Source organism: Flavobacterium marginilacus, assembly GCF_026870155.1.
GTDB lineage: Bacteria > Bacteroidota > Bacteroidia > Flavobacteriales > Flavobacteriaceae > Flavobacterium > Flavobacterium marginilacus.
In genome coordinates, this window is sequence record NZ_CP113975.1 from 2585737 (window position 1) to 2609168 (window position 23432).

24 protein-coding genes and 1 pseudogene are annotated in these 23432 nt (G+C 34.6%); 19 read left to right on the top strand and 6 right to left on the bottom strand.

Annotated features, from left to right (window positions below; translation table 11 throughout):
- The 3 genes from OZP07_RS11110 to OZP07_RS11120 form a co-directional block, all read right to left on the bottom strand.
- Entirely contained in the window at window positions 1-1704 is a 1704-nt protein-coding gene (locus tag OZP07_RS11110) for a GMC oxidoreductase (protein ID WP_281638386.1), read from the bottom strand.
- Between the two features lie 48 nt (window positions 1705-1752).
- Window positions 1753-2310, bottom strand: a complete 558-nt coding sequence (locus OZP07_RS11115; protein ID WP_281638387.1) for a gluconate 2-dehydrogenase subunit 3 family protein — start codon at window positions 2308-2310, stop codon at window positions 1753-1755.
- Between the two features lie 478 nt (window positions 2311-2788).
- Entirely contained in the window at window positions 2789-3187 is a 399-nt protein-coding gene (locus OZP07_RS11120; RefSeq protein ID WP_281638388.1) for a glyoxalase, read from the bottom strand.
- Window positions 3188-3257: 70 nt separating this feature from the next.
- Between OZP07_RS11120 and OZP07_RS11125 the strand changes: the two genes are divergently transcribed.
- Entirely contained in the window at window positions 3258-3647 is a 390-nt protein-coding gene (locus OZP07_RS11125) for an acyl-CoA thioesterase (RefSeq protein WP_194641748.1), read from the top strand.
- Between the two features lie 65 nt (window positions 3648-3712).
- Here the strand turns inward: OZP07_RS11125 and OZP07_RS11130 are convergent, their stop codons facing one another.
- Both OZP07_RS11130 and OZP07_RS11135 read right to left on the bottom strand, forming a co-directional pair.
- Window positions 3713-4975, bottom strand: a complete 1263-nt coding sequence (locus tag OZP07_RS11130; RefSeq protein WP_281638389.1) for a mechanosensitive ion channel family protein — start codon at window positions 4973-4975, stop codon at window positions 3713-3715.
- 301 nt (window positions 4976-5276) lie between these two features.
- On the bottom strand, window positions 5277-5561 hold the full coding sequence (locus tag OZP07_RS11135) for a DUF3817 domain-containing protein (protein WP_281638390.1): 285 nt from the start codon (window positions 5559-5561) through the stop codon (window positions 5277-5279).
- 106 nt (window positions 5562-5667) lie between these two features.
- Here OZP07_RS11135 and OZP07_RS11140 point away from each other — a divergent pair, with 106 nt between their 5' ends.
- The 6 genes from OZP07_RS11140 to OZP07_RS11165 all read left to right on the top strand — a co-directional run bounded on the left by OZP07_RS11140 (window position 5668) and on the right by OZP07_RS11165 (window position 12722).
- A complete protein-coding gene (locus tag OZP07_RS11140) occupies window positions 5668-6195 on the top strand; it encodes a DUF6155 family protein (protein ID WP_281638391.1) in 528 nt (175 codons plus the stop codon).
- A 109-nt stretch (window positions 6196-6304) separates the two neighbouring features.
- Window positions 6305-7843, top strand: coding sequence for a DEAD/DEAH box helicase (locus tag OZP07_RS11145; protein WP_194641744.1), 1539 nt, complete (start codon window positions 6305-6307; stop codon window positions 7841-7843).
- A gap of 90 nt (window positions 7844-7933) precedes the next feature.
- Window positions 7934-9268, top strand: coding sequence for a DEAD/DEAH box helicase (locus OZP07_RS11150; RefSeq protein WP_281638392.1), 1335 nt, complete (start codon window positions 7934-7936; stop codon window positions 9266-9268).
- 304 nt (window positions 9269-9572) lie between these two features.
- Window positions 9573-10844, top strand: a complete 1272-nt coding sequence (locus tag OZP07_RS11155; protein ID WP_281638393.1) for an NAD(P)/FAD-dependent oxidoreductase — start codon at window positions 9573-9575, stop codon at window positions 10842-10844.
- A 505-nt stretch (window positions 10845-11349) separates the two neighbouring features.
- Window positions 11350-11484: a hypothetical protein gene (locus OZP07_RS11160; RefSeq protein ID WP_281638394.1), complete on the top strand. Its 135-nt coding sequence runs from the start codon at window positions 11350-11352 to the stop codon at window positions 11482-11484.
- Window positions 11485-11513: 29 nt separating this feature from the next.
- On the top strand, window positions 11514-12722 hold the full coding sequence (locus OZP07_RS11165) for a hypothetical protein (protein WP_281638395.1): 1209 nt from the start codon (window positions 11514-11516) through the stop codon (window positions 12720-12722).
- 320 nt (window positions 12723-13042) lie between these two features.
- Here OZP07_RS11165 and tnpA read toward each other — a convergent pair whose 3' ends face one another.
- On the bottom strand, window positions 13043-13498 hold the full coding sequence (gene tnpA, locus OZP07_RS11170) for an IS200/IS605 family transposase (protein WP_194644296.1): 456 nt from the start codon (window positions 13496-13498) through the stop codon (window positions 13043-13045).
- Window positions 13499-13769: 271 nt separating this feature from the next.
- On the opposite strand from tnpA, the gene OZP07_RS11175 reads away from it, so the two are divergent.
- The 12 genes and pseudogenes from OZP07_RS11175 to OZP07_RS11225 all read left to right on the top strand — a co-directional run bounded on the left by OZP07_RS11175 (window position 13770) and on the right by OZP07_RS11225 (window position 22722).
- Window positions 13770-13922, top strand: a complete 153-nt coding sequence (locus OZP07_RS11175; RefSeq protein ID WP_281638396.1) for a hypothetical protein — start codon at window positions 13770-13772, stop codon at window positions 13920-13922.
- A gap of 388 nt (window positions 13923-14310) precedes the next feature.
- Window positions 14311-14907, top strand: coding sequence for an IS110 family transposase (locus OZP07_RS11180; RefSeq protein WP_281638397.1), 597 nt, complete (start codon window positions 14311-14313; stop codon window positions 14905-14907).
- Window positions 14908-14987: 80 nt separating this feature from the next.
- Window positions 14988-15425 carry a transposase gene (locus tag OZP07_RS11185; RefSeq protein ID WP_281638398.1) on the top strand — a complete coding sequence of 146 codons (438 nt, stop codon included), beginning with the start codon at window positions 14988-14990 and terminating at the stop codon, window positions 15423-15425.
- 96 nt (window positions 15426-15521) lie between these two features.
- Window positions 15522-16061 (top strand): hypothetical protein, encoded by a 540-nt coding sequence (locus OZP07_RS11190; protein ID WP_281638399.1) that lies wholly within the window; start codon window positions 15522-15524, stop codon window positions 16059-16061.
- Window positions 16062-16224: 163 nt separating this feature from the next.
- Window positions 16225-16326, top strand: a pseudogene (locus OZP07_RS22255) (hypothetical protein); the annotation flags it as partial.
- Between the two features lie 84 nt (window positions 16327-16410).
- Window positions 16411-17616, top strand: a complete 1206-nt coding sequence (locus tag OZP07_RS11195) for an IS4 family transposase (protein WP_281638400.1) — start codon at window positions 16411-16413, stop codon at window positions 17614-17616.
- 788 nt (window positions 17617-18404) lie between these two features.
- The gene (locus OZP07_RS11200) at window positions 18405-18953 is read left to right on the top strand and encodes a hypothetical protein (RefSeq protein WP_281638401.1); all 549 of its coding nucleotides are present in this window, start codon (window positions 18405-18407) and stop codon (window positions 18951-18953) included.
- 185 nt (window positions 18954-19138) lie between these two features.
- Entirely contained in the window at window positions 19139-19903 is a 765-nt protein-coding gene (locus OZP07_RS11205; RefSeq protein ID WP_281638402.1) for a helix-turn-helix domain-containing protein, read from the top strand.
- An 81-nt stretch (window positions 19904-19984) separates the two neighbouring features.
- Entirely contained in the window at window positions 19985-20809 is an 825-nt protein-coding gene (locus OZP07_RS11210; RefSeq protein ID WP_281638403.1) for an NAD(P)H-binding protein, read from the top strand.
- A 282-nt stretch (window positions 20810-21091) separates the two neighbouring features.
- Window positions 21092-21988, top strand: coding sequence for an IS982 family transposase (locus OZP07_RS11215; RefSeq protein ID WP_281635207.1), 897 nt, complete (start codon window positions 21092-21094; stop codon window positions 21986-21988).
- A 23-nt stretch (window positions 21989-22011) separates the two neighbouring features.
- Window positions 22012-22323: an anthrone oxygenase family protein gene (locus tag OZP07_RS11220; RefSeq protein ID WP_281638404.1), complete on the top strand. Its 312-nt coding sequence runs from the start codon at window positions 22012-22014 to the stop codon at window positions 22321-22323.
- A 3-nt stretch (window positions 22324-22326) separates the two neighbouring features.
- Window positions 22327-22722: a c-type cytochrome gene (locus OZP07_RS11225; RefSeq protein WP_281638405.1), complete on the top strand. Its 396-nt coding sequence runs from the start codon at window positions 22327-22329 to the stop codon at window positions 22720-22722.
- The last annotated feature ends 710 nt before the right edge of the window (window positions 22723-23432 follow it).

Below are 23432 nucleotides of genomic sequence, written 5' to 3' on the forward strand. Positions count from 1 at the left end.
CTAGATATTTTTTTTCTTTAATTCTTTTACAGCGTAATCAACAGCTCTAGCAGTTAAGGCCATATAGGTCAGTGAAGGATTTTGACAGGCACTTGATGGCATGCAGGAACCATCAGTTACAAATACATTTTTTACTTCATGCATCTGATTCCATTTGTTCAATACTGATTCTTTTGGATCGTTCCCCATACGGGCAGTGCCCATTTCATGAATTGTCATTCCCGGATAACAGCCGTTATCATACGCTTTTACATTCTTGACACCAGCCGCTTCCAGCATTTCGGCCGCATCATACATCATATCCTCACGCATTTTGGCTTCATTTTCCTTGTATTCACAGTCAATTGCCAATACAGGCTGTCCCCATTTGTCTTTTTTAGAATGATCGATGTACACTTTATTTTCATAATAAGGAAGCATTTCTCCAAAACCGCCTAATCCCATCGTCCATGATTCTGCAGGTCTGGATAAAATTTCTTTAAAATCCCCTCCAAAATCCAATTCAGCCACTTCTTTGTGCCAATTTCCTCTGCTTGCTGCGCCCTGATATCCAAACCCTCGTAAATAATCTCTCTTGTCGTCTTTAAAATTCTGATACCTTGGAATATAAATACCATTAGCTCTTCGTCCGTAAGTATATTTGTCTTCAAAACCTTCAACAGTTCCTTCGGCACCGCATCTAAAATGATGATCCATTAAATTGTGCCCAAGCTGTCCGCTGCCGTTACCTAAACCATTCGGATGTACTTCTGAAGTTGAATTTAATAAAACAAAAGTGGAACCTAGCGTTGATCCGTTTACAAAAACAATTTTGGCATAAAACTCCATGCTTTCATTTGTCTGTGCATCAATAACCATAACACCTTTGGCTTTCTTTGTTTCTTTATCATAAATTATATGATTAACAATCGAGTAGGGGCGGACGGTTATTTTTTTAGTAGCCATGGCTGCCGGCAGAGTTGAGGATTGCGTACTGAAATAAGCTCCAAAAGGACATCCTCTACTACATAAATTTCTATATTGACAGCTTCCTCTTCCTAAATGCGGAACAGTTAAATTTGCTGTACGGCCAATAGTCATTATTCTGGATTTGTTATAATGCTTCTCAATTCGCTCTTTCACTGATTTTTCAACACAGTTCATATCCATTGGGGGTAAAAATTGTCCATCAGGTAGTAAAGGCCAGCTTTCAGTCTGACCGCTGATTCCTGCAAATTTTTCAACATAATCGTACCAGGGTGCGATATCTTTATAACGGATTGGCCAGTCATTTCCATGGCCGTCTTTAAGATTATCTTCAAAATTATGGTCACTGAAACGATAACTCTGGCGTCCCCACATCAAGGATTTTCCGCCAACATGAAAACCTCTGTACCAGTCAAAACGTTTATCTTCGGTATACGGACATTCTAAGTCATTTACCCACCATTTTTCGTTTGCCTGCTGGTATGGATAATCTCTGGTCTGTACAGGATGCGTCCGCTTTTGCTCTTCGGTTAATTTGCCGCAATAAGCTATTTCCCAAGGAGCTTTCATCGCCGAATCATAATCTTTTATATGCTCAATGTTTTCTCCACGCTCCAGCAATAGTACTTTTAATCCTTTTTCGGTTAATTCCTTGGCTGCCCATCCGCCGCTTATTCCAGATCCTATGACAATTGCGTCATAGGTATTTTGCTTTTTAAAATCGGTATTGATATTCACTTGTTTCTTTTTAATCAATTAATAAAAATAATTAAAACGGTCAGACACTTATGTTGCCCATGCTTTCTGTCCAGGAATGTAATCTGCATTTCCATCATATTTACCTGGAATTGGCAGATATTCTCTAGCCATTGTACAGCCAATCTCTGAAGAAAAATAACCTAATATTGTCAAATCTCTGGCAATCAAAAAGAAAGAAGGCTCATGATTATTATCAATTGACTGCTGTTTTAATTCATTCACAAGCTGTTTTTTTTCTTCGTCATTCAGACTTAAAAATTCTTTATTAAATTTAGTCTTAGACAGAACTAACATCTCATCAAAACCTTTTTTAAAAACAGCCTGCAGATTTGCCGGGTAACAATCTTTGATAATTAATGGAATCAATGTGCCAACACCCGCAGCTTTTGCGCCTGGTGATTTTACAGTAGAGGGCAAAATGATTTCCGAAAATTCAGCTAGAATTTCCTCATCAGATACAGAATAAAGATGGGAGCTGTTTTCAGGCAAAACAGTAAAACTTTCAAATAATACCCCGATAGTTGTAGCAGAAACTGCTCCTCCCATTAAAAATGCTATTTTTTTTAGAGCTTCACGTCTTTCCATTTATTTTTATTTAAAATATTACACTTTATTTACAAATAATGCAATTATCAATTAATTACAATAATAGGCAAAAAACAGATATATTAATCTTTTTAATGTTAATTAATAAAAAAAATAATATTTCACATTTAATAAACGCTTTAGTGTTATTTAAAAAAACAAATAGCAATCTGTAATGAGTTGAAAAAAAATGCAAAGTTTTGACAATCTATTTCAATTAAAAATAGAATAAAAGAAATCATTAATGAATAAAATTCTTGTTAAATATTTAAATTTAAGCCAAGAAATGTGCAATCGGATATAAAAAAGAAAATATGACTGTCCGCAAATAATACCTTGTATTTTTTCGCCGCTGATTACACCGATTCTCACAGATTTCTTTACTATTTTTTAAAAAAAATCTGCGTAATATTTTTAATCTGTTGCTAATTCGAACAGTTTAGTATTAGTTAAGGATAATCATAAAAAAATAAAGAAGTTAATTTCCCTGATCAAACAGCTGCACCTGGCTTTTTAATCTTTCAATCAATAAGTTCATCATTCTTTTGTTGAGACTAGAGGAATTTTGAATATAAAGTGCATACTCATCAGTTGTAAATAGGGCAATAACCATTCCTTTCAAAGCATTTCGGAATTTGATGTCTTTTTGAATGGCGTTTTCGATGACAGCCAATTTGCTTTCAACCGATTTTGCGTAAAAATCCCTTTTGTATTTACTGATATAATTTAGAAAAGAAGCAATAAACAAATCGTTCTGCAATTTTAAAATCGGCCTAATAACCTCATTTTGAAATAACTCTTCCGAAGACGACTGAATATTTGATTCTCCCAATGATTCTCCGCGAAGTTCCTTGATTAATTTATCTCTCTGATCCATCTTTTTTTCTTTAAAAATATAAAAATTACTGTTAGCAATGTCTTATTTTAGCATTATTAAATAAAAATTTATGCGATTTCATACTAGAAAATGGGTAAAACCTGAAGACTTAAACCCAAATGGCTCTTTATTTGGAGGTAAATTATTAGCTTGGCTGGACGAAGAACTGGCTCTATATTCTATTATACAATTAGAAAACCCCAGAATTGTTACAAAACATATGTCCGAAATCAATTTTAGAAGCTCTGCAAGACAAGGTGATATAGTTGAAATCGGGATCGATGTGGTAAAATTTGGCCATACTTCGTTAGTGTTAAAATGCGAAGCACGAAATATGATGACCAGAGAAACCATTATTACTATTGATGAAACTGTCATGGTAAACTTAGGCGAAGATGGAAAACCCAAAGCACATGGAAAAACCGAAATTGAATTTGTAAAAGACAGATTAGGTTTTTAAGAAGATTCTAAGACACTAAGATTCTAAGTACCAAAGACACTTGGAATCTTAGATACTTAAAAAATTTAGCTGCTCGGAATCTTAGAATCATCAGAAGACATTGAAAAAATTTCCAAACCAAAATAAGGAACAGAAGCAATAATGTGGTCAAATATATCGGCCATGATATATTCGTAATTCTCAAAACGCTTGTCTTTTGAAAAAGTATAAACTTCAAGAGGAACACCGTAAGGAGTAGACTGCAGCTGACGGCAGACCATCGTCATATCACGATTTAAGCCCGGATACTGCTGCAGATACTGAATTATATATTTTCGGAACAATCCCAAATTAGTTAGGTTTCTGCCATTTATGGCCAAACTTTTATCAATCTTATTGCCAAGATTATAATTATCAATTTCTATTTTTCGGGTATCAATATAAGCACTCAGAAGGCTGATTTTCTTTAAATCGTTAAGTTCATGATCTTCCAGAAACCGGATGCTGCTTGTTTTTATTATTATATGTCTTTTAATCCTTCTTCCGTTAGAATTTAGCATTCCGCGCCAGTTCTGGAAAGAATCCGAACTCAGGCTGTACGTTGGAATAGTGGTTGTAGTATTGTCAAAATTTCGGACTTTTACCGTGGCCAGATTAATTTCTATCACATCGCCGTCAGCGCCATAACGATCCATCGTAATCCAGTCGCCAATGCGCACCATATCGTTTATAGCTACCTGAACACTCGCAACAAAACCCAAAATAGTATCTCTGAATATCAAGATAATTACTGCCGAAACAGCTCCCAGAATAGTCAGCATTTCCTTTTGATCAATATCAAACAATTTTGAAATAATCAATGTGATCCCAAGCATCCACAGTATAATCATAATAACCTGAATGAAACTGTCGATTGGTTTATCGCTGTATCTCGGAATTAATTTTAAATAATCACGAAGTGAATTAAAAATGGTACGGATAATCCATAAAATCAGCAAAACGATATAAGTAGCAACAGCCTTGCCGAAAATATCTTCCCAATATTCGAACTTATCCAAAATCACCGGAACCGATTTGAATACAAAAAACAGCGGAACCAAATACGAGATGTATTTTGCAGTTTTATTACTTACCAGCAAATCGTCAAACCTGCTTTTGGTTCTTTGGGCAACAACTGCCATAAGGGTCACCAGTATAAAACGAGAAATTGCATACAAGGCATAAGCCAAAAAACAGAGCAAAATGGTATTGAGTACCAAACTCGTATAAGTCGACAAAGACCTGCTCATGCCCCAATGTCTGAAAATAGGGTAGAGGAAACTAAAAATAAAATGTACCAGTTTATCCATTTTGATACCTATTAAATGAGATTAACCGCAAAGCTGATAAAGAATTAGATTTAACCCAAGAGATATACTGCGGTACATCTTCATAATTTAGACAACATGTTTTAGCCACGGCATTCGCATTTAAAAAAAGATAAACACTAATTTCACCAATTAGCACTAATTCTTATCAAAATTGAAACCAAATTTTACAAATTTTATAGTTTCGAATATTTTGTGTAATTGAAAGCAACCTTAATTCGTGCAAATTAGTGTAATTCGTGTCAGAAACTTTTAAAAGTGAATGCCGTGGTTTTAGGCGTTATTAAACTGCTTTCAAATATTTTTTCTCCATATAAAAAGTTCCGAACGGCAGCAAAGAAGCTGCTAAAATAAATCCGAAATCTTTGACATTCCAATTTTGTGAATTCTTCAGCAAGAAAGCTAAAATAACATAACCAATAAATAATACACCGTGACTCATCCCGATAGGGTACAATAATGTTTTATAAAGTTCGATATTTGATGGTTTGATAAAGAGCATATTCGAAAATAAAACCAAATAGGAAATCCCTTCTAAAATAGCGGTAATCTTAAAAATCTTAAGCATTTGTAGTTGTTTTTTTTGAATTAAGAGGCAAAATTAGTCAATATCAATGATTATCGGTGTATACATTAGAAAACTAAATTACTTTTGTTATTCTTAAACATTTATAATGAGCAAGCGCGATTTAAAAAAATACCTGAACGATCTCAACAAAGAACAGCTGGAAGAGCAGATTATTGAATTGTATGAAAAATTCAGTCTGGTAAAAGTTTATTATGATTTTGTATTCAACCCAAAAGAAGACAGACTATTACAGGAATGCAAACTCAAAATTTCCCATGAGTATTTTCCGTTGCAGACAAAAGGCAAAAGAAAAAAGCCAAAAATGAGACGGTCAGTAGCTCAAAAATACATCAAACATTTTCTAACATTGGGTGTAGATCCGTTTGTCATTGCCGATGTAATGCTTTACAACATCGAAATTGCACAGACATTTGCTTCAGAAAACATCATAAAACAGGAATTATTTTACAAAAGCATGTTTAATTCATTTGAACAAGCCATAAAATTCATAATTTCAAATGGAATTATAACCGAATTTAATTCACGGCTGACTGGTATTTATGAAGAAGTTTTACGCCAAAAATGGCACAATCTCGCTGATTTCAAAGCAGGTATTGCTGTTTTAGAAGAATAAAATGCTGTTTGAAAAATCATTTTAATTTAATTCCAAGGATATTTTTTTAAAAAACATGGCTTAATAACTGTTTTTTAGGCGTATTTTTGCAAAAATCCAAAAATACACAATGCACCAAGAGAATTTAGAAATTGAAATTGAATCGAGAAAAGAACTTTACGCTTATCAGCAGGGAGATATTGATGCCATCTTTGACCGTATAGACAATGCTCCGGCACAGCATCATTTGCTGTATCAATTGCCTACAGGCGGTGGAAAAACTGTAATTTTTTCTGAAATCGTACGCCGTTATCTGTCTCAGCACGACAAAAAAGTTGTGGTATTAACACACCGTATCGAGCTGTGCAAGCAAACATCAAAAATGCTAAAAGGCTTTGAGGTAAAAAATAAAATCATCAACAGTAAAGTAAAGGAACTTCCAGACCAAAACGATTATTCCTGTTTTGTTGCGATGGTAGAAACCTTAAAAAACCGTATCAATGACGAAAAACTGCATTTGGATAACATCGGTTTGGTTATTATCGATGAGGCACATTATAATTCTTTCCGAAAATTATTAAAATCATTCAAAAATGCATTCATCCTTGGAGTAACGGCAACTCCATTGAGTTCCAATATAAAACTGCCAATGCACCAGAGCTATGATGAACTGATCGTGGGAGATACCATCAGCTCATTAATCGACAATGGTTTCTTGGCAAGAGCAATAACTTACAGCTATGACGTTGGGCTAACATCGCTAAAAGTAGGTATCAACGGAGATTACACCGTAAAATCCTCAGACGATTTATATACAAACATGGCCATGCAGGAAAAATTACTGCATGCCTACACCGAAAAATCATTGGGCAAAAAGACTCTGATTTTCAATAACGGAATCAACACCTCCTTATATGTTTATGAAACGTTCAGGGAAGCAGGCTACGGCATCCGCCACTTGGACAACACCAGCAGTAACGAAGAACGAAAAGAAATCCTTCATTGGTTCAAACATACACCGGATGCAATTTTAACCTCTGTCGGAATCCTTACAACGGGTTTTGACGAGCCTACTGTTGAAACCATCATTTTGAACAGAGCTACCAAATCATTAACGCTTTATTTCCAGATGATTGGTCGTGGTTCCCGAAAATTACCTGGAAAAGATGAATTTACCGTGATTGATTTAGGAAATAACGCCGCCCGTTTCGGTCTATGGAGCGATCCTGTAAACTGGCAGCATATCTTTAAATCACCTGAATTTTACCTGGAGAATTTAAGAGACGACAGCGAAATCGAACTGCATTTCAAATATGCAATGCCTCCTGAATTGCGGGCCAAATTCAGCAAAACTGCCGATGTAACTTTTGATGTAGATGAAGAACACAAACTAGCTATAGCTCAGAACTTAAGATCAAAGGTAGTTTTAGACAAATCAATTGATCAGCACGCAGCAATGTGTGTCGATAATACTGAAGAACTGCAGGAAGCCAAAGCGCTTTCAAAAGAATTGGAGGCAGATATTGAAGACCGCGTTAAACGTTTCTCAAAATGTCTCAGCCAATGCAGTAAAAATTACAGAGAATGGCTGTTAGATGATTACAAACAGAAACTTCTGTTGCTGATAGGTAAAAAATACCGTGAAAAGGTAATGAACGAACTAGATTAATATAGTATCAGATATAAGCAATAAAACCAAACGTCAACGCTCCCCTTTCTTTTAGAGAGGGGCTGGAAGTGAGGTCTAAAAACAAAAAGCATGTCAAAACAATTCTCAGATTTAGGAATTTCAGCAGGAATTCTAAAAGCAATTACCGAAATGGGAATTGAAACCCCAACCGAAATCCAGCAAAAAACAATTCCGTTATTATTATCAAATACTACTGATATTGTTGGGCTTGCGAAAACAGGAACAGGAAAAACGGCAGCTTTTGGATTGCCTTTATTACAATTGGTCGATACACAATCACCAACAGTTCAGGCTGTAATTTTAGTTCCTACAAGAGAATTAGGGCAGCAGATTTTTAATAATCTGGAAAGTTTTGCAAAATACCTTCCCGAAGTTTCAATCGCAGCAGTTTGCGGTGGAATTCCGATCAAGCCACAAATAGAAAGATTAAAAGAACCAACACATATAGTTGTTGCAACACCTGGCCGTTTGATTGATTTGCTGCAGCGTTCAGCCATTAGCCTAAAGGAAACGAAATTCTTGGTTCTTGATGAAGCCGACGAAATGGTTTCTATTTTGAAAGAAGGTTTAGACGAAATCATTACTGAATTACCAAAAACATATAGAACCTTTTTGTTCTCGGCAACAATGCCAGGAACCATCAAGCAGTTAATCCAGAATTACTTAAATAAAAATGTAGTTCAGGTAAACGCCAGCATGGAAACTGTAGGCAATCAAGGGATTGACCACAATTATATTGTGGTTGAACCGATTGAAAAACTGGATGTTTTAATGCATTTTCTGAATTCGAAAGAAGGGGAGAGAGGTATTATTTTTTGCAAAACCAAAGCAGCTGTCAATAAACTGGCAAAAAACTTAGCGATAAATAGATTTTCATCAGGAGCATTACATGGAAGTCTGTCGCAGGGAATCCGTGACCGAATCATGGAGCAGTTTCGCGAAGGTCACATCAATATTCTGGTAGCAACCGATTTGGCTGCGCGGGGAATTGACGTGGCAGCAATCTCTTATGTTGTTAATTATCATTTGCCAGACGTTTATGAAGTGTATGTTCACCGCAGCGGAAGAACGGCTAGGGCAGGGGCTAAAGGGCTTTCTTTGACCGTTTTACAGCCCGAAGAAGAAACTGAAATTGCTGATTTCGAAAGAGAATTGGGAATCCAGTTTTCTAAATACAAAAAACCATCTGTCGCTAGTATTGAAGAAAATAATACACTTTTATGGGCGAAACAAATCTTCAAAACCAAACCCAACCACGACGTGGATGCCGAATTAAAAACAAAAATAAAAACTATTTTTCATCACCTCACCAAAGACGAACTCATAGAAAAATTACTAGCCAATTATCTGCTGCAGAACAAAACTGAAGTTACGGAAAAGCCTGTTAAAAAATTCAAAAACTAAATTTTTGCTCCTAATATAAATTGTACTTTTATAGATAGCAACAATTAGCTGTTAGTAATTAGTCATTAACCTCTAACGGGAGATAAAAGACCACCGCAAATTCGCAAATTAATTTTTTAAAAAACTGAATTCAGTAATTTTACAAGAATTAATTTGCTCTAATTCCGCAGAAAGTGGTTAATTTCAAGATGATTTTTTTAGTAAAATTTGCGAATTTGCGGTAAAACATTTTCAACGTTTTCCTGAATTAATCTCGTAGCCACTACTCACTACAGCTATTCACTAATCACTAAAAAAAGTCAATATGCAAATAGTAATCATAGGCGGAGGTTTCGCCGGCATTAATTTAGCCAAAGAACTTACCAATCAAAAAGGAATCGAGGTAACTCTTGTAGACAAAAACAATTATAATTTCTTTCCGCCGCTCATTTATCAAGTAGCAACAGCCTTTCTAGAGCCTTCAAGCATCAGTTATCCTTTCCGAAAATTCTTTGCAGGCAAAAAAAATCTGCAGTTTCGTTTGGGCGAATTGGAAAAAGTAATTCCAGCAGAGAACAAAATCATCCTCAATAACGGCGAATTAAATTACGATTACCTGGTTTTTGCAACGGGAGCCGAAACGAGTTATTTTGGAATGGAAAATGTCAAAAAAAATGCCATTCCGATGAAAACACTCAATGATGCTATCGAAATGCGCAATACATTACTGAAAAATCTGGAAAAAGCAGCCATTTGCAAGGACATTCATAAGCGAAGAAAACTTTTGACGATAGTTGTTGCTGGTGGAGGTCCTACTGGAGTGGAAGTATCGGGAATGTTTGCCGAAATGCGAAAAAACATATTGCTAAAAGAATATCCTGAACTGCAAACATCTGCCAGTAATATTTATTTGGTCGATGGAGGAGATGCCTTACTGTCGCCAATGAGCGAAGAATCCCAAAAAGACACCTTGGATGCAGTGACCAAACTCGGAGTGGTCGTAAAATTAAATACCCGAGTAGTTGATTATAAAGATGATACGGTTTTCTTTGCTGATGGAAACACCATTCAGACCAAAAATTTAATCTGGGCAGCAGGAGTTTCAGCCAAAGAATTTGAAGGAATTCCGGCAGAAAGTTACGGACGCGGCAAGCGCATGGCAACCGATACCTTCAACAAAGTCAACGGAACCGAAAACATCTATGCCATCGGCGATACCTGCATACAGCTGAGTGACACCGATTTTCCCGGCGGTCATCCGCAGGTGGCGCAGGTAGCAATCCAGCAGGGTGTAAACTTAGCCGAAAATTTTAAACTAATGCTTCAAAACAAAGCCTTAAAACCATTCAAATACAACGACAAAGGTTCTATGGCAATCATTGGAAAAAACAAAGCGGTTGTCGATTTGCCCAAACCCAAAATGCATTTCAAAGGTTTTTTTGCCTGGATGATCTGGTTATTTGTCCACCTGATGTCCTTGATAACCTACCGCAACCGAATCAATACTTTCTACCATTGGATGATTGCATATTTTTCAAAAGATCAATCGTTGCGAATGATTATCAGACCTGAGAAGAGGGTAAAAGAGGAGGTGTAACTTACGAAAAAAATCATATTGTGAATAATCTAGATTATAAAATGACACAATTGAAAAATCGATTCAAAATGAAATTTATAGCAAAACTTATATTTTTATTTATAACAATTTATCTATTTATACCCTATTGTATTGGTTTAATGGAAAAAATTCAGAAACCAGCTTTTAAAAATCTTCCAATGAAAGATTATATTTTAATCGGAATAATTTTGATGATTATGATTAGCCTAAATATAAAGTGGTTTTATTTTGATAAAAAAAGAAAATAACGTGTATCTATTTAGTTTTTATTAAGACATAATTTCTGATAAAAAAACTATACATTTGAAAAAAAAAACCTTCATATAACATTCCGATTTGGGTCAATTTACGATGGGTTGTTTCTTGTATAAACTAGTTAGGCGTAATATTAACAACCCAACCAACCAGACTATAATAAATTCTTAACATAAACAATATGACGACAAACAAAAAATTTAGAGCAATTTGTATTCATGGTATTTCCATGACACTCATTTGGAGAGGACCTATTAGAGCTGACCGAAATTTAGCTGAAATCGACATGGAAGAACATTTAACGTCTTGTAATATTTCTCAAGACCATTCTATCATTCAAGAAGGTGACCCACTTTGGGAATAAATTTATTAACTCTTAAAAACAAAATAAAAATGAAACAATTAATTTTAATTTCAGTTCTATTTCTAACATCGTTAGAAACATTTTCACAAGACTGTCCATGCAACAAGGCGCTAGAAACTAATACACAGAACGAATTTACAACTCAAACAGGTAGAGACTTTAAACAAGCTACAACAACGTTCTTTTCACAAGACTATACTTTTTGGGAAAATTATAGTTCCTATCAAAATAAAACTACAGACCTCGATGCTGGCTTTTCAATCTTTTCATCAAGTTTTTCAGATAATATGACGAAAGAAGAAAAAAAAGCCAAGTTTGAAAATATGAAGTCCACATTTCAAGCAACAAATAACATATCGCAAAATGATTATTTATTTATCTCACAAAAAATTGCATCTGAGACTGTTTATAATACTTGGATCAAATGCGTTGAAGTACAATGCTCAAACCAAGACAGAATGGTAATAAGCTATACGATATCTGGAGATATGATTAATGTTACTTTAAAATGGTATGCAAAAACAAACCAACGATATACAAAAATTGGAACCATTCAACCATTAAACGCAGAATATCAATCAGGTGATTTATGTCAATATTATAATATTAAATCTCAAAATGCTTTAACTAGCACTTATAAAAGGATAAATGCAAATCAAGACGTAGTTATTACCGTTAATGTCAAAGATTATGATGCTTTACAAGTTGTTATTCCAAGAGTAGAAGTAGAAAACAACTCTTCAGGTATGCCTGTTGGGACTATTGTAACTTCAGTATTAGATTATCCAACATTTTGTAAATTAAATAATCAATCAGAAGTTTTGAATCTTAAAAAAAGTAAATGGGCTCCATGTGACGGTAGAAGTGTTGCAGGAAGTGACTATGCAAACTACGATGCAGTCGTTCCTGATTTACGAGGTGTTTTTTTACGAGGATTAAATGACTTCAAAGTACCTTTAGCGCCAAGTATAAATCCCCAACAAGCCGACCCAGACCCTGATGTAAAAGGAAATCCAAGAAAGGAAAAGAGTTTTCAAAATGACGCTATTCAGACACACACACATAACTTTAACACTGGCGGTTGGTACAATAATGGTAATAAAGGCTCTGGCATTGGATATGTTGGTGTTAATTGGGATCAAGGCAGGACAACAACGGGACCAACAGGTAATGTTTCAGAAAAAGAAACTAGACCGAAAAATGTAGCAGTTTATTACTATATAAGAATTAACAAATAAATACTACGCCTAACAGCGGTTTGGCAAAAGTGGCGGTTCAGTGCTCCGCAGACACATTTGTGGTTAATCAAAGTTTGGTTCTCCGCATCTACATTTGTGGTGAAAATCGCCACCTTCGCCAAGCCGCAAAACGTTAGCAAACAGCTTCAAAAAGCATAACGAAAAACATGGAAACCGAAAATATAAAGAATAAAAATCTACTAGAAACTGTAACGGAGTTAACGAGCTTTTTGCAAGCAAGCGGTGAGGTCGATTTTGATTTTTTCTATAGAGCATATGAAATAATGAATTACCCCGAGGCAGAGCCTCGAGGTATCGCATTACTCAAAAGACAACCGTAGCTGATTTTTGTTAAACGATTTGTAAACAGTCTTTTCTTCTCCTTGATTTTGAATGTATTTCTGAATCACATTCTCATTACCATACTGACCAACCGTATTTACATAATATCCACTCGTCCAAAAATTACCTCCCCATAACTTACTTTTAACTTCTGGATGTAAACGAAAGAGCTCTTTTGCTGTAATACTTTTTACTGTCCTGACAATAATTTCAACAGAAATCTTTGGCACGCTTTGTATCAAAAAATGTACATGATTTTCATCTGCTCCTATCTCAACAAAATGAATTTCATATCGTTCCGAAATATTTCTACAAACTTCTACCAAACTCAGTTCTACATCCTCCGATAAAACATTTCTTCGATATTTTATCGGACAAACCAAATGATAAAGCAACAAGCTTTTATTATGCCGTTTGAAAATATGTTCACTCATCAAACAAATATACTAATCTTTGCGCATCACCCCGAGGCAGAGCCTCGAGGAATTCTTTTGATTAAAAACCTTCACAATAAAAGATTGGAATCATTTAAAAAATGAATTACCAAAATGGAGTGAAGACCAATTAGATGTTTTAGTTAATACTTTACATGACGAACATGGCGATGGTAATAAAATTATTGACAACTTCTTCATTGGGTATATTTTTAGCATATCTCCTGACAACTTAGCTAGTACTATTTTAGATTGCTTTTTATATTATTTTATGAGTGAAAATAAAATTGAGTCTATTGAATTGCTTAATTTAATTGAAGCAAAGGTTAATCTTCTTTACAATAAAAAATATATCAAAGAAGAATCAGAATACATATATTGGGTGAATTTAATTGAGGATGCTAGAAAAAAAGCCGTTTGCTGACAGCTATTACAACGGATTTGGACAATTGGCTTAATGGAAGTATGGTTTTGTACTTGGAATAATTTGACAAATCCGAAGAATGGGCTTAATTTAGTCTCAAACCCGCTGTAGTACCAGAACGTTAGCAGTAATCCCTCATAGTCCGCCTGCCTTACCTCCCGAAGCTAACGGCCATTGCATAAAAAATCAAAAAAACATAAATTAGCTACGCTCATTGCAAGGCCGATTTGTAAACTGTTGCGTAATAGCACGAGTGTAATCCTGGTTGGGAAGTGTGTGATACCTCCAGTGGTGGTACATTTTTTTTGTAACCCCGATTAGAATATTTTATTTATCCGAAAGAACTTCCTCTTTGAGTATTTTTTTAATTTAAATGTTCAGAATCAGAATGAAAGAACAAAATCAAATTTTGATGGAGATTGTCAATCCTCAAGCAGCAGGAATAGACATCGGAAGCAGGAGTCATTTTGTAGCTATTGGTCAAAAAGAAGAACACGTAAGAGAGTTTGGTGTTTATAATGAAGACCTCAAAGCAATATCAGATTGGCTCAAAGGAAATGGCATCCAAACTGTAGCAATGGAAAGTACAGGCACTTATTGGCAAGCATTATATGCTGTTTTGATAAACGATGGTTTTCAAGTGATATTGTGCAATGGAAAATTTACCAAAAACATCAAAGGAAAGAAAACCGATGTACAAGACTGCCAATGGATACAAAAATTACATTCCATAGGCCTATTATCTGGAAGTTTTTTGCCAGATTTACAAACTGAACAACTCCGAACTTATTGCCGACACAGAGCCGGTTTAATTGATGTTGCTGCTGACACAAGCAAGAAAATGCAAAAATACCTTCGTTTACTCAACCTTCGTCTGGATATAATTGTTAAAGATATTTGTGGTTTGACAGGACTTAAGATGATAGAAGCCATTTGTAATGGCGAAACTGATTCTCAGAAATTACACCTAAAAATATTGATTTAAACCTCATTGGCTATCAATACTTCGAAGGAGTAGATTTATTAAAGATAGAAGGATTCAGCCATCAAACCTTACTTACATTAATGAGCGAAGTGGGGTTAGAAGGGATTAAAAAATTCGGTACAGCCAAACAATTTGCAAGCTGGCTCAGACTTACTCCGAACAATAAAATAAGTGGCGGAAAAGTACTCAGTTCTCGCGTGCCAAAAGGGAGTAACCGCTTGAAAATAGCCCTGAGGAATGCTGCCAATGCCATCGGAAATTTAAAAGAATCAACACCTCTGAGAGACTTTTTTCATCGAATTAATTTTCGAAAAGGAAGAGTATCTGCCATAAGCGCAACAGCAAGAAAATTAGGTATAATCATTTGGAATATGATTGTAAAAAACACCTCCTACTATAATCCGGAAAATTACTTATATTTAGACGAAAAAAGAAAACTAGCGGTACAAAGAAGAATACAAAAACAAATGGAAAAACATCAATTCAAAGTCGATGATTTTAACTTTGTAACAATTTAGTTTTTAGATATTTACAAAAACGTTAGTTAGAACCAATCGGCAGAAGTGTAAAACAACAACTTATATTTGAGAAAAAACCTTGAAAAAAACATATAAATGGAACTTCTTCTTCTTTTAATCTTAACATTCATCCTAATTATTGGAGTTCCAATCGTTATAAGTTATTTTATTTATCGTAAGTTAAGAAAAACAGAATTTAGAAAATATGCTTTTATTATTCCATCTCTCATTTTAGGAACTTTAACTTACTTTATTTACACTGCCTTTTATCCAACAGACAGTTTTTACAAAGAAGATTTTGAATCAAATACAAATATCAAATTACCAGCTACAGCAAAAATTTTAACTAAAGATGCTACATATCCTGACCAATTTGGAGATTATTGGTCGTCGGCAATTATTGAGCTAAATGAAGATGAATATGTAAAGTTGCAATCAGACCTTTCAAAGTCTAAAAATTTTGCAATTGACACTTCAAATCAGAAAATGGGAATTACAAAAGAATATTATAACTTAACAGAGAATGTATCTGAAAAGGAAATTAAAATTGTGTATTACAATAAAAATGAACAATGGTTTAAAGTTGCATTTTTAAAGGATAAAAAAAGAATAATATTTGAACGAAGTAGCTCATAAAGCAATTCAGTATTATAGTTTTGTAATTGCGCTTATTTGAAGAATATGTAACAACATCGCACTAAAATTGGCTACTGCTAATCGAGTAGACGGCTCCGCCCCAAACCTACCGTGTGGACACAAATACAATTTCGTTATTTTTATCACTAAATAAAGATATAATATGCGAAGATATTTTACAGACATTGATGATTCTCGACTATTAAAAAGGAGTAATTTAATATTAGATAGTTTATTTCATAATTGTGTTCATTCGATACGTCAGCTTACACAAAGCGATTCAGAATGTAAAGCAGTTTATCGTTTCTTGCAGAACAAAAGAGTTTCAGAATCGAAATTAATTAAAAACATGTCAGCAAACTGCTGTTTTTCAGCTCAAGACAAAACAGTTTTATGTATACAGGACACAAGTGAGGTCAATTTATATAATCATAAAAACAGAGTTAAAAAAGACGAATTTATAGGATTGACTAATGCTGCAGCAAAAGGAGGAATTGGATTTTTACTGCATCCTAGTTTCGTTATAGATGCTTATAGTTTTGTTCCGTATGGCTTTTCAGATGTAAAAATATGGAACAGGCCTTTAGAGAAACTTACAAAAAAGGAAAGGAATTATAATTTGCTTCCAATTGAAGAAAAGGAATCTTATAAATGGATAGAATCTTCCCAAAAATCCAAGGAACTTTTAGAGAAATCAAAAAAAGTCATCATCATTCAGGATCGAGAAGGTGATATTTATGAGCAATTTGCAATGATTCCAGATCAAAAGACGGAATTATTGGTAAGAGCAAGAGCAAACAGAACGCTACTAAACAAGGTTAAATTGTTTAGTTTTATAGCCAATGAACCTCTTAAAGGGAAATATACGATAGAATTAGAAGGTGATAAAAGAAGAAATATAAACAAACGGGAAGCTACCTTAGAAGTTAGATTTTCTGAAGTAACTATCCAAAAAAATGATTTAGTTTCAAAGAATGCACCCAAAAGCCTTGATTTATATATCATCGAAGCAAAAGAAATTGGCGATAACATTGATAATCCAATATGCTGGAGATTACTAACAACCATTAAAGTCTTAGACCTAGACACAGCCTTAAAATGTATCGAATGGTATACTTGTAGATGGATTATAGAAGAGGTTTTTAGAATTCTAAAAAAGGAAGGATTTAATATAGAAGCAAGCGAATTAGGTTCTGCAAAATCTATTCGAAAATTGTCTTTAATGATGATGGAGACAATTGTCAAACTATTTTTAATGCAAATAGCATATAGTATTCCAGAGGAAGAAATAGAAGCGAGAAGTTGTTTTTCAGATCAAGAACTTGAATGTTTAGAATATCAAATGATAAAATTAGAAGGAAAAACAGAAAAATTAAAAAATCCTCATATCCAAAAGGATTTAAAAAGATATGTTTGGGTTATTGCAAGGCTTGGTGGATGGAAAGGATATGCAAGTGGGAGAAAACCAGGAATAACCACTTTCTCTATCGGAATACAGAAATTTGCTTCAATAATGGAGGGATGGCAATTGTTTTTAGATGTGTCCACACGGTAGGCCCCAAACGGAACGGAGTGCGCCTCTCACACCACCGAGCGTACGGGTCACGTACTCGGCGGTTCGCAAATCATCATCCAAAAGCTCTTTACACCTTTTGGGCTATCCATAATTTACTTTAAGATTAGGCTAAGTAAACTTTCCTAATCGAATTTCTTGGAGATTTGCGTTCAGTCCTTCCTTGTTTGTGAGTCCTGTGCGGTATCTATTCGCAACTCGTTGCCCCAAGTACTATGACCTCTGCTGACTTCTCTTTCTAATGTTCTCGACATTTAAGAGACCTCCCCTGGTAAGAGCTTTTTCCTTCATCCAATTCCTGCGCCATCTACAAATCAACGATTTTGGTAATCTTCGGACGTTGCGTTGGTGTGGACGCTTATCCTCGCTGACTTGCCTCCTATGACGTTTCTGTTCGTCAGTACCGGATTTTGCCGTTTCGCTTCCTTCACTGCATACCTCACGGTAAACCAGCTTGCGACGTACTAATGGTTCGGGTTTTCAATCCGCCCATAAGGGACTTGCACCCTCTGGAAAAATAACACGCTGTAAGATTTGTTTTCTAATTGGAAATTTGTATTTTTCAATTTTTATCAAAGCTTACAGCGTGTGTCCTGCTCATGCAGGACACACACTTGCTACAATAGATTTGGGCATTTGGCTAAATTTAAAAATGGTCTTGTATTTGGGAAGTTTAGGCAAATCCGAAGATAAGGCTTAATTTAATCCCAAACCTCTTGTAGCAAGGGGACGTTATGCGTCAGCCAAGAGCAAATACCCCTAAAAGTTATATGAAAAAAATAAGCTTAATTTTACTTATACTCGTTCCATTTTTTTGCTATCCACAATTCGAAAAAGCTAATAATGAAATGATAAAAGATACAAACCCAGACTTTGAAAATTATGAAAATTTATTACTTCAAGCAACAGATTATATTTTGAGTAACACTCTTGATGTAAAAGACCCAGACTTTATTGGTGCTTCTAAAATCGTTGCTTTTTGGATGGATAGAGATACTTGGTTTGGAATACCGATAGGCACAAAATTTCATCAAACATTAAGTAAAGATAAGAATCAAAAATTCCTTAATATTATTTCAATGATTAATTATATTTTGCATCAAAAAGAATCAAATCAAAGGTCACTAAAGAATAAACCTGTCAAAGGGCAAATTTATAAAGACCAAGATGATGTCCGAGAAGTACAACTTGAAGGTGCCAAAATATTTTTAACATATGCCATAAAGCCTGAAAACAAAATTACTTTGAGCACAGAAACCCAAATTTATTTGGAAGCATATAAAAATGGAAGCTTAAAAGAAGAGTTATTGAAAAACTAAAGGCCGAACGCATAACAGCTACTACAACGGATTTGGGCAATTGGCTTAATCGAAAGATGGTTTTGTATTTGAATGATTTGGCAAATCCGAAGAATGAGCTTAATTTAGTCCCAAACCCGCTGTAGTAGCAACACGTTAGCCGTCATTGCAGAGCAACACTGTACACGTAGATATCTTATCAAAAAATGAACTTCAAAACTTTAAACCCTGATAAATCAATTGCTCTTTTTGTAAAGAGTATTTTGGTATTTGAAGAAGCTGAACCGAATCTAAAAACAGTGCTTCCATTTTTTGCTGACGGTTATCCCGGATTAATGTTACAAGATACCGAAAATGGGTTATTTGTAAACCCATACAATAAACAAATGCCTTTTTTATTCCTTTACGGACAAACCATAAAGCCAATAGAATTAGTCATAAATGGATCATATAATCTCATAATTTTTCAATTATATCCATTTGTTCTAAAAAGTTTTTTCAATGTTACAGCAAAAGATATTAATGACGGTTGCTATGACTTGCAACAATTAGAGAGTGCCAGCAAAATAACAAGACAACTCATTGAAAGTAAGGGACATGAAAAAAGAATTACTATTTTATCAAATCTGCTTTTCAAAATCTTCCAAGACAAAAAAGAAACACTTGATTTTCAAATCAAACAAGCCGTTCAAATTATTATCGAAAACAAAGGACAAATTGCAATAGGAAGCATTTGTAAGCAAATAAATTTGACAGAACGAACTTTTGAAAGAAGATTTAAAGAAGAAGTTGGAGTTCCACCGAAGCAATTCTCTTCCATTATTCAATTCCAACTTTCAATGGAACAATTAACTCAAAAGGATTTTTCTAAACTAACTGATGTCGTTTACAAAAATGGTTATGCCGATCAGTCTCATTTTGTGAAGGTTTTTAAATCATTCACAGGCAAAACGCCAAAGGCTTTTAAGTAGAAAAACCACTTTGTCGGTTTTATACAATTCTATGACTTAACCCTATCTTAATTTTGCATCATACTTTTAAACAATAAAAATATGAGCAATTCCATTTTAGTTTTAGGTAGTACAGGTAAAACAGGCAAACGAGTTGCCGAGCGTTTACAAAATCTTCAATTACCCATTCGTTTAGGTTCAAGAAACGGACAACCATCTTTTAATTGGGATGAACCGAGCAATTGGCACGAAGTCCTTACTGGAATTCAAAGTGTTTACATCACCTTTCAACCTGATTTAGCCGTACCGCAATCCATAGAAAAAATCAAACAATTTACTGAAATTGCCAAACAACACAATGTAAAGCAATTGGTGCTTTTGTCTGGTAGAGGCGAAAAAGAAGCAGAAGCTTGTGAACAAATAGTTATTCAATCAGGACTGAACTGGACAATTATTAGAGCAAGTTGGTTCATGCAAAATTTTAGCGAAAACTTTTTACTCGATTCTATTTTAAGTAATAAAGTTGTTCTCCCTACTATCAAAGCATTAGAACCTTTTGTTGATGCAGACGACATTGCAGACGTTGCAGTAGCGGCATTAACGGACAGTAAGCATTCTAACAAAATCTACGAACTTACTGGTACAGACCTATTGTCTTTTCAATCGACAACCAACCAAATCGCAACAGCATTAAACAAACCAATTGCTTACCAAGAAATAGAAATGTACGACTATGTGGCTGCATTGCAATCCTACCAATTACCAGAAGATTTTATTTGGTTAGTGCAGTATTTATTTACCGAAGTGCTTGACGGAAGAAACGAATCCTTGAGCAATGACATAGAAACTGTTTTAGGCAGAAAGCCTACATCGTTTCACGAATACATATCAAAAACTTTAAAAACTGGAATATGGAAAGTTCAATAAATCTAAATTTCTTCCAACTCATTCAATTTATTGCAATTGTACTGACGGGTTTATTGGCAGGACTTTTTTACGGTTACAACTGTTCCGTAATAAAAGGTTTGGGAAACTTACAAGATGAATTTTATTTACAATCATTCCAATCAATCAACAAAGCAATACAAAATCCTTATTTCTTTTTAACCTGAACTCGATTAATAATTTTGGTTGAAAATTTTGTAGAAAAAGGTAAAATTTAGTATATTTAAATTTCTGACAATTAAATATTTAACTAAACTCTACCTTATGATTTGTTTTGATAAAATTACAGATATTTTTTCTATTGTTGATGAATTTTGCAAAGATTTTGATAAAACCACACAGTCTTTTCTGCTAGGAAAACCTTCCAAACGTCCTTCGATTATGTCAAAATCAGAAGTAATTACAATTTATTTACTTTTTCATTTGAGTGGTTTTCGCTGTTTCAAGCATTATTACATTTTTTATGTCCAAAAGCATATGCAAAATGAATTTCCTAATACAGTTTCTTATAATCGCTTTTTAGAACTAATGCAAAGTGTTCTTTTGCCAATGACAATTTTTGCCAAAACCTGTTGCTTAGGCAATTGCACAGGCATTTCGTTTGTAGACTCAACACCAATTAGAGTTTGTAAAAACAAACGAATCAGTAGAAACAAAGTTTTTAAAGGTATTGCCACTACAGGGAAATCTACAATGGGCTGGTTTCATGGGTTTAAACTCCACATCATCATTAATGACAAAGGAGAATTGTTAAGTTTTGCTGTAACTCAAGCCAACGTAGATGATAGAGAGCCACTGAAAAATGAGGGCTTTTTGAATGCTATTTTCGGAAAACTATTTGGTGATAAAGGATATATAAGCGAGAAACTCTCTCAATTATTATTTGTTGATGGAATCCAATTAATTACAAGTATTCGAAATAATATGAAAAATAGTTTGATGGAAATGAGTGATAAAATTTTACTCCGTAAACGTTCAATAATAGAAACGGTTAACGATGAACTTAAAAATATTTGCCAAGTTGAACATTCTAGACATCGTTCATTTACCAACTTTTTGTCAAATCTTATCGCTGGAATAATTGCTTATAATTTTCTGCCTAAAAAACCTTCTTTGAAATACGAAACGATTAAAACTAACCAATTGGCTGTATTTTATTAATCGAGTTCAGGTTTTTAAGTTTTATGGGTAGCTTTATTGTATTGCCTTTGGCAACTTGGTTGAGTTCATCCAACTCAACAGCAATATCATTTTATTTTTTTTTATCAGCTACTTGTGTTTATACTATTGGTGTTTTGGGAGTTACCATTTTAGGTAATGTTCCACTCAATGAGCAATTAGCCAACTTATCCATTATAAATGCTTCAAAAACTGAAGTTTCTCAAATGAGAGTACTTTTTGAAAACACTTGGAACAAATACCACACCATAAGAACAGTTGCTGCTATTATTACATTCTGTTTGACAATTTTGGCATTGATAAAAAATAAAATCTAACTTATGAAATTCATAAAATTAATTTCTTTGAGCTTGATAACAATTTTGCAGTTCTCCTGTAACCGACAAATTTTTTCTACAAATGGGGAAACCATCTACAAAACAGGCAAAAACTTAAAAGGTGAAAAAATGCTTGATAAAAAAGCTTCAAGAATAACAATCGTAAATAGTTGTAAAACCTGTCACGGAAAAAATGGCGATGCAATGCAAAAAGTTTCTATAAAGTTTAGCTATCTTTCTAATCGAAACAATTTTACTATTCCATATACCGATAGTTTATTGTATCGTTTTCTTGATAACGACATAAAAAGTGACGGGACAAAAGCTAACATTGGTGTAATTTGGAAAATGAATGACCAAGACAAAAAAGACCTTTTAGAATATTTGAAAACTTTGTAAATTTAGGAATGCCAAAACCAAATCGAAAAGCAACGAACGGCTAATCGAGTAGACGGCTCCGCCCCAAACGGAACGGAGTGCGCCTCTCACACCACCGAGCGTACGGGTCACGTACTCGGCGGTTCGCAAATCATCATCCAAAAGCTCTTTACACCTTTTGGGCTATCCATAATTTACTTTAAGATTAGGCTAAGTAAACTTTCCTAATCGAATTTCTTGGAGATTTGCGTTCAGTCCTTCCTTGTTTGTGAGTCCTGTGCGGTATCTATTCGCAACTCGTTGCCCCAAGTACTATGACCTCTGCTGACTTCTCTTTCTAATGTTCTCGACATTCAAGAGACCTCCCCTGGTAAGAGCTTTTTCCTTCATCCAATTCCTGCGCCATCTACAAATCAACGATTTTGGTAATCTTCGGACGTTGCGTTGGTGTGGACGCTTATCCCCTGTCAAATGCCTCGTATACAGTTTCTGTTCGTCAGTACCGGATTTTGCCGGTTCGCTTCCTTCAATTCTAGCTTCACAGCTAACAACCTTGCGACGTGCTAATGGTTCGGGTTTTCAATCCGCCCATAAGGGACTTGCACCCTCTGGAAAAATAACACGCTGTAAGATTTGTTTTCTAATTGGAAATTTGTATTTTTCAATTTTTATCAAAGCTTACAGCGTGTGTCCTGCTCATGCAGGGCACACACACTTGCTACAATAGATTT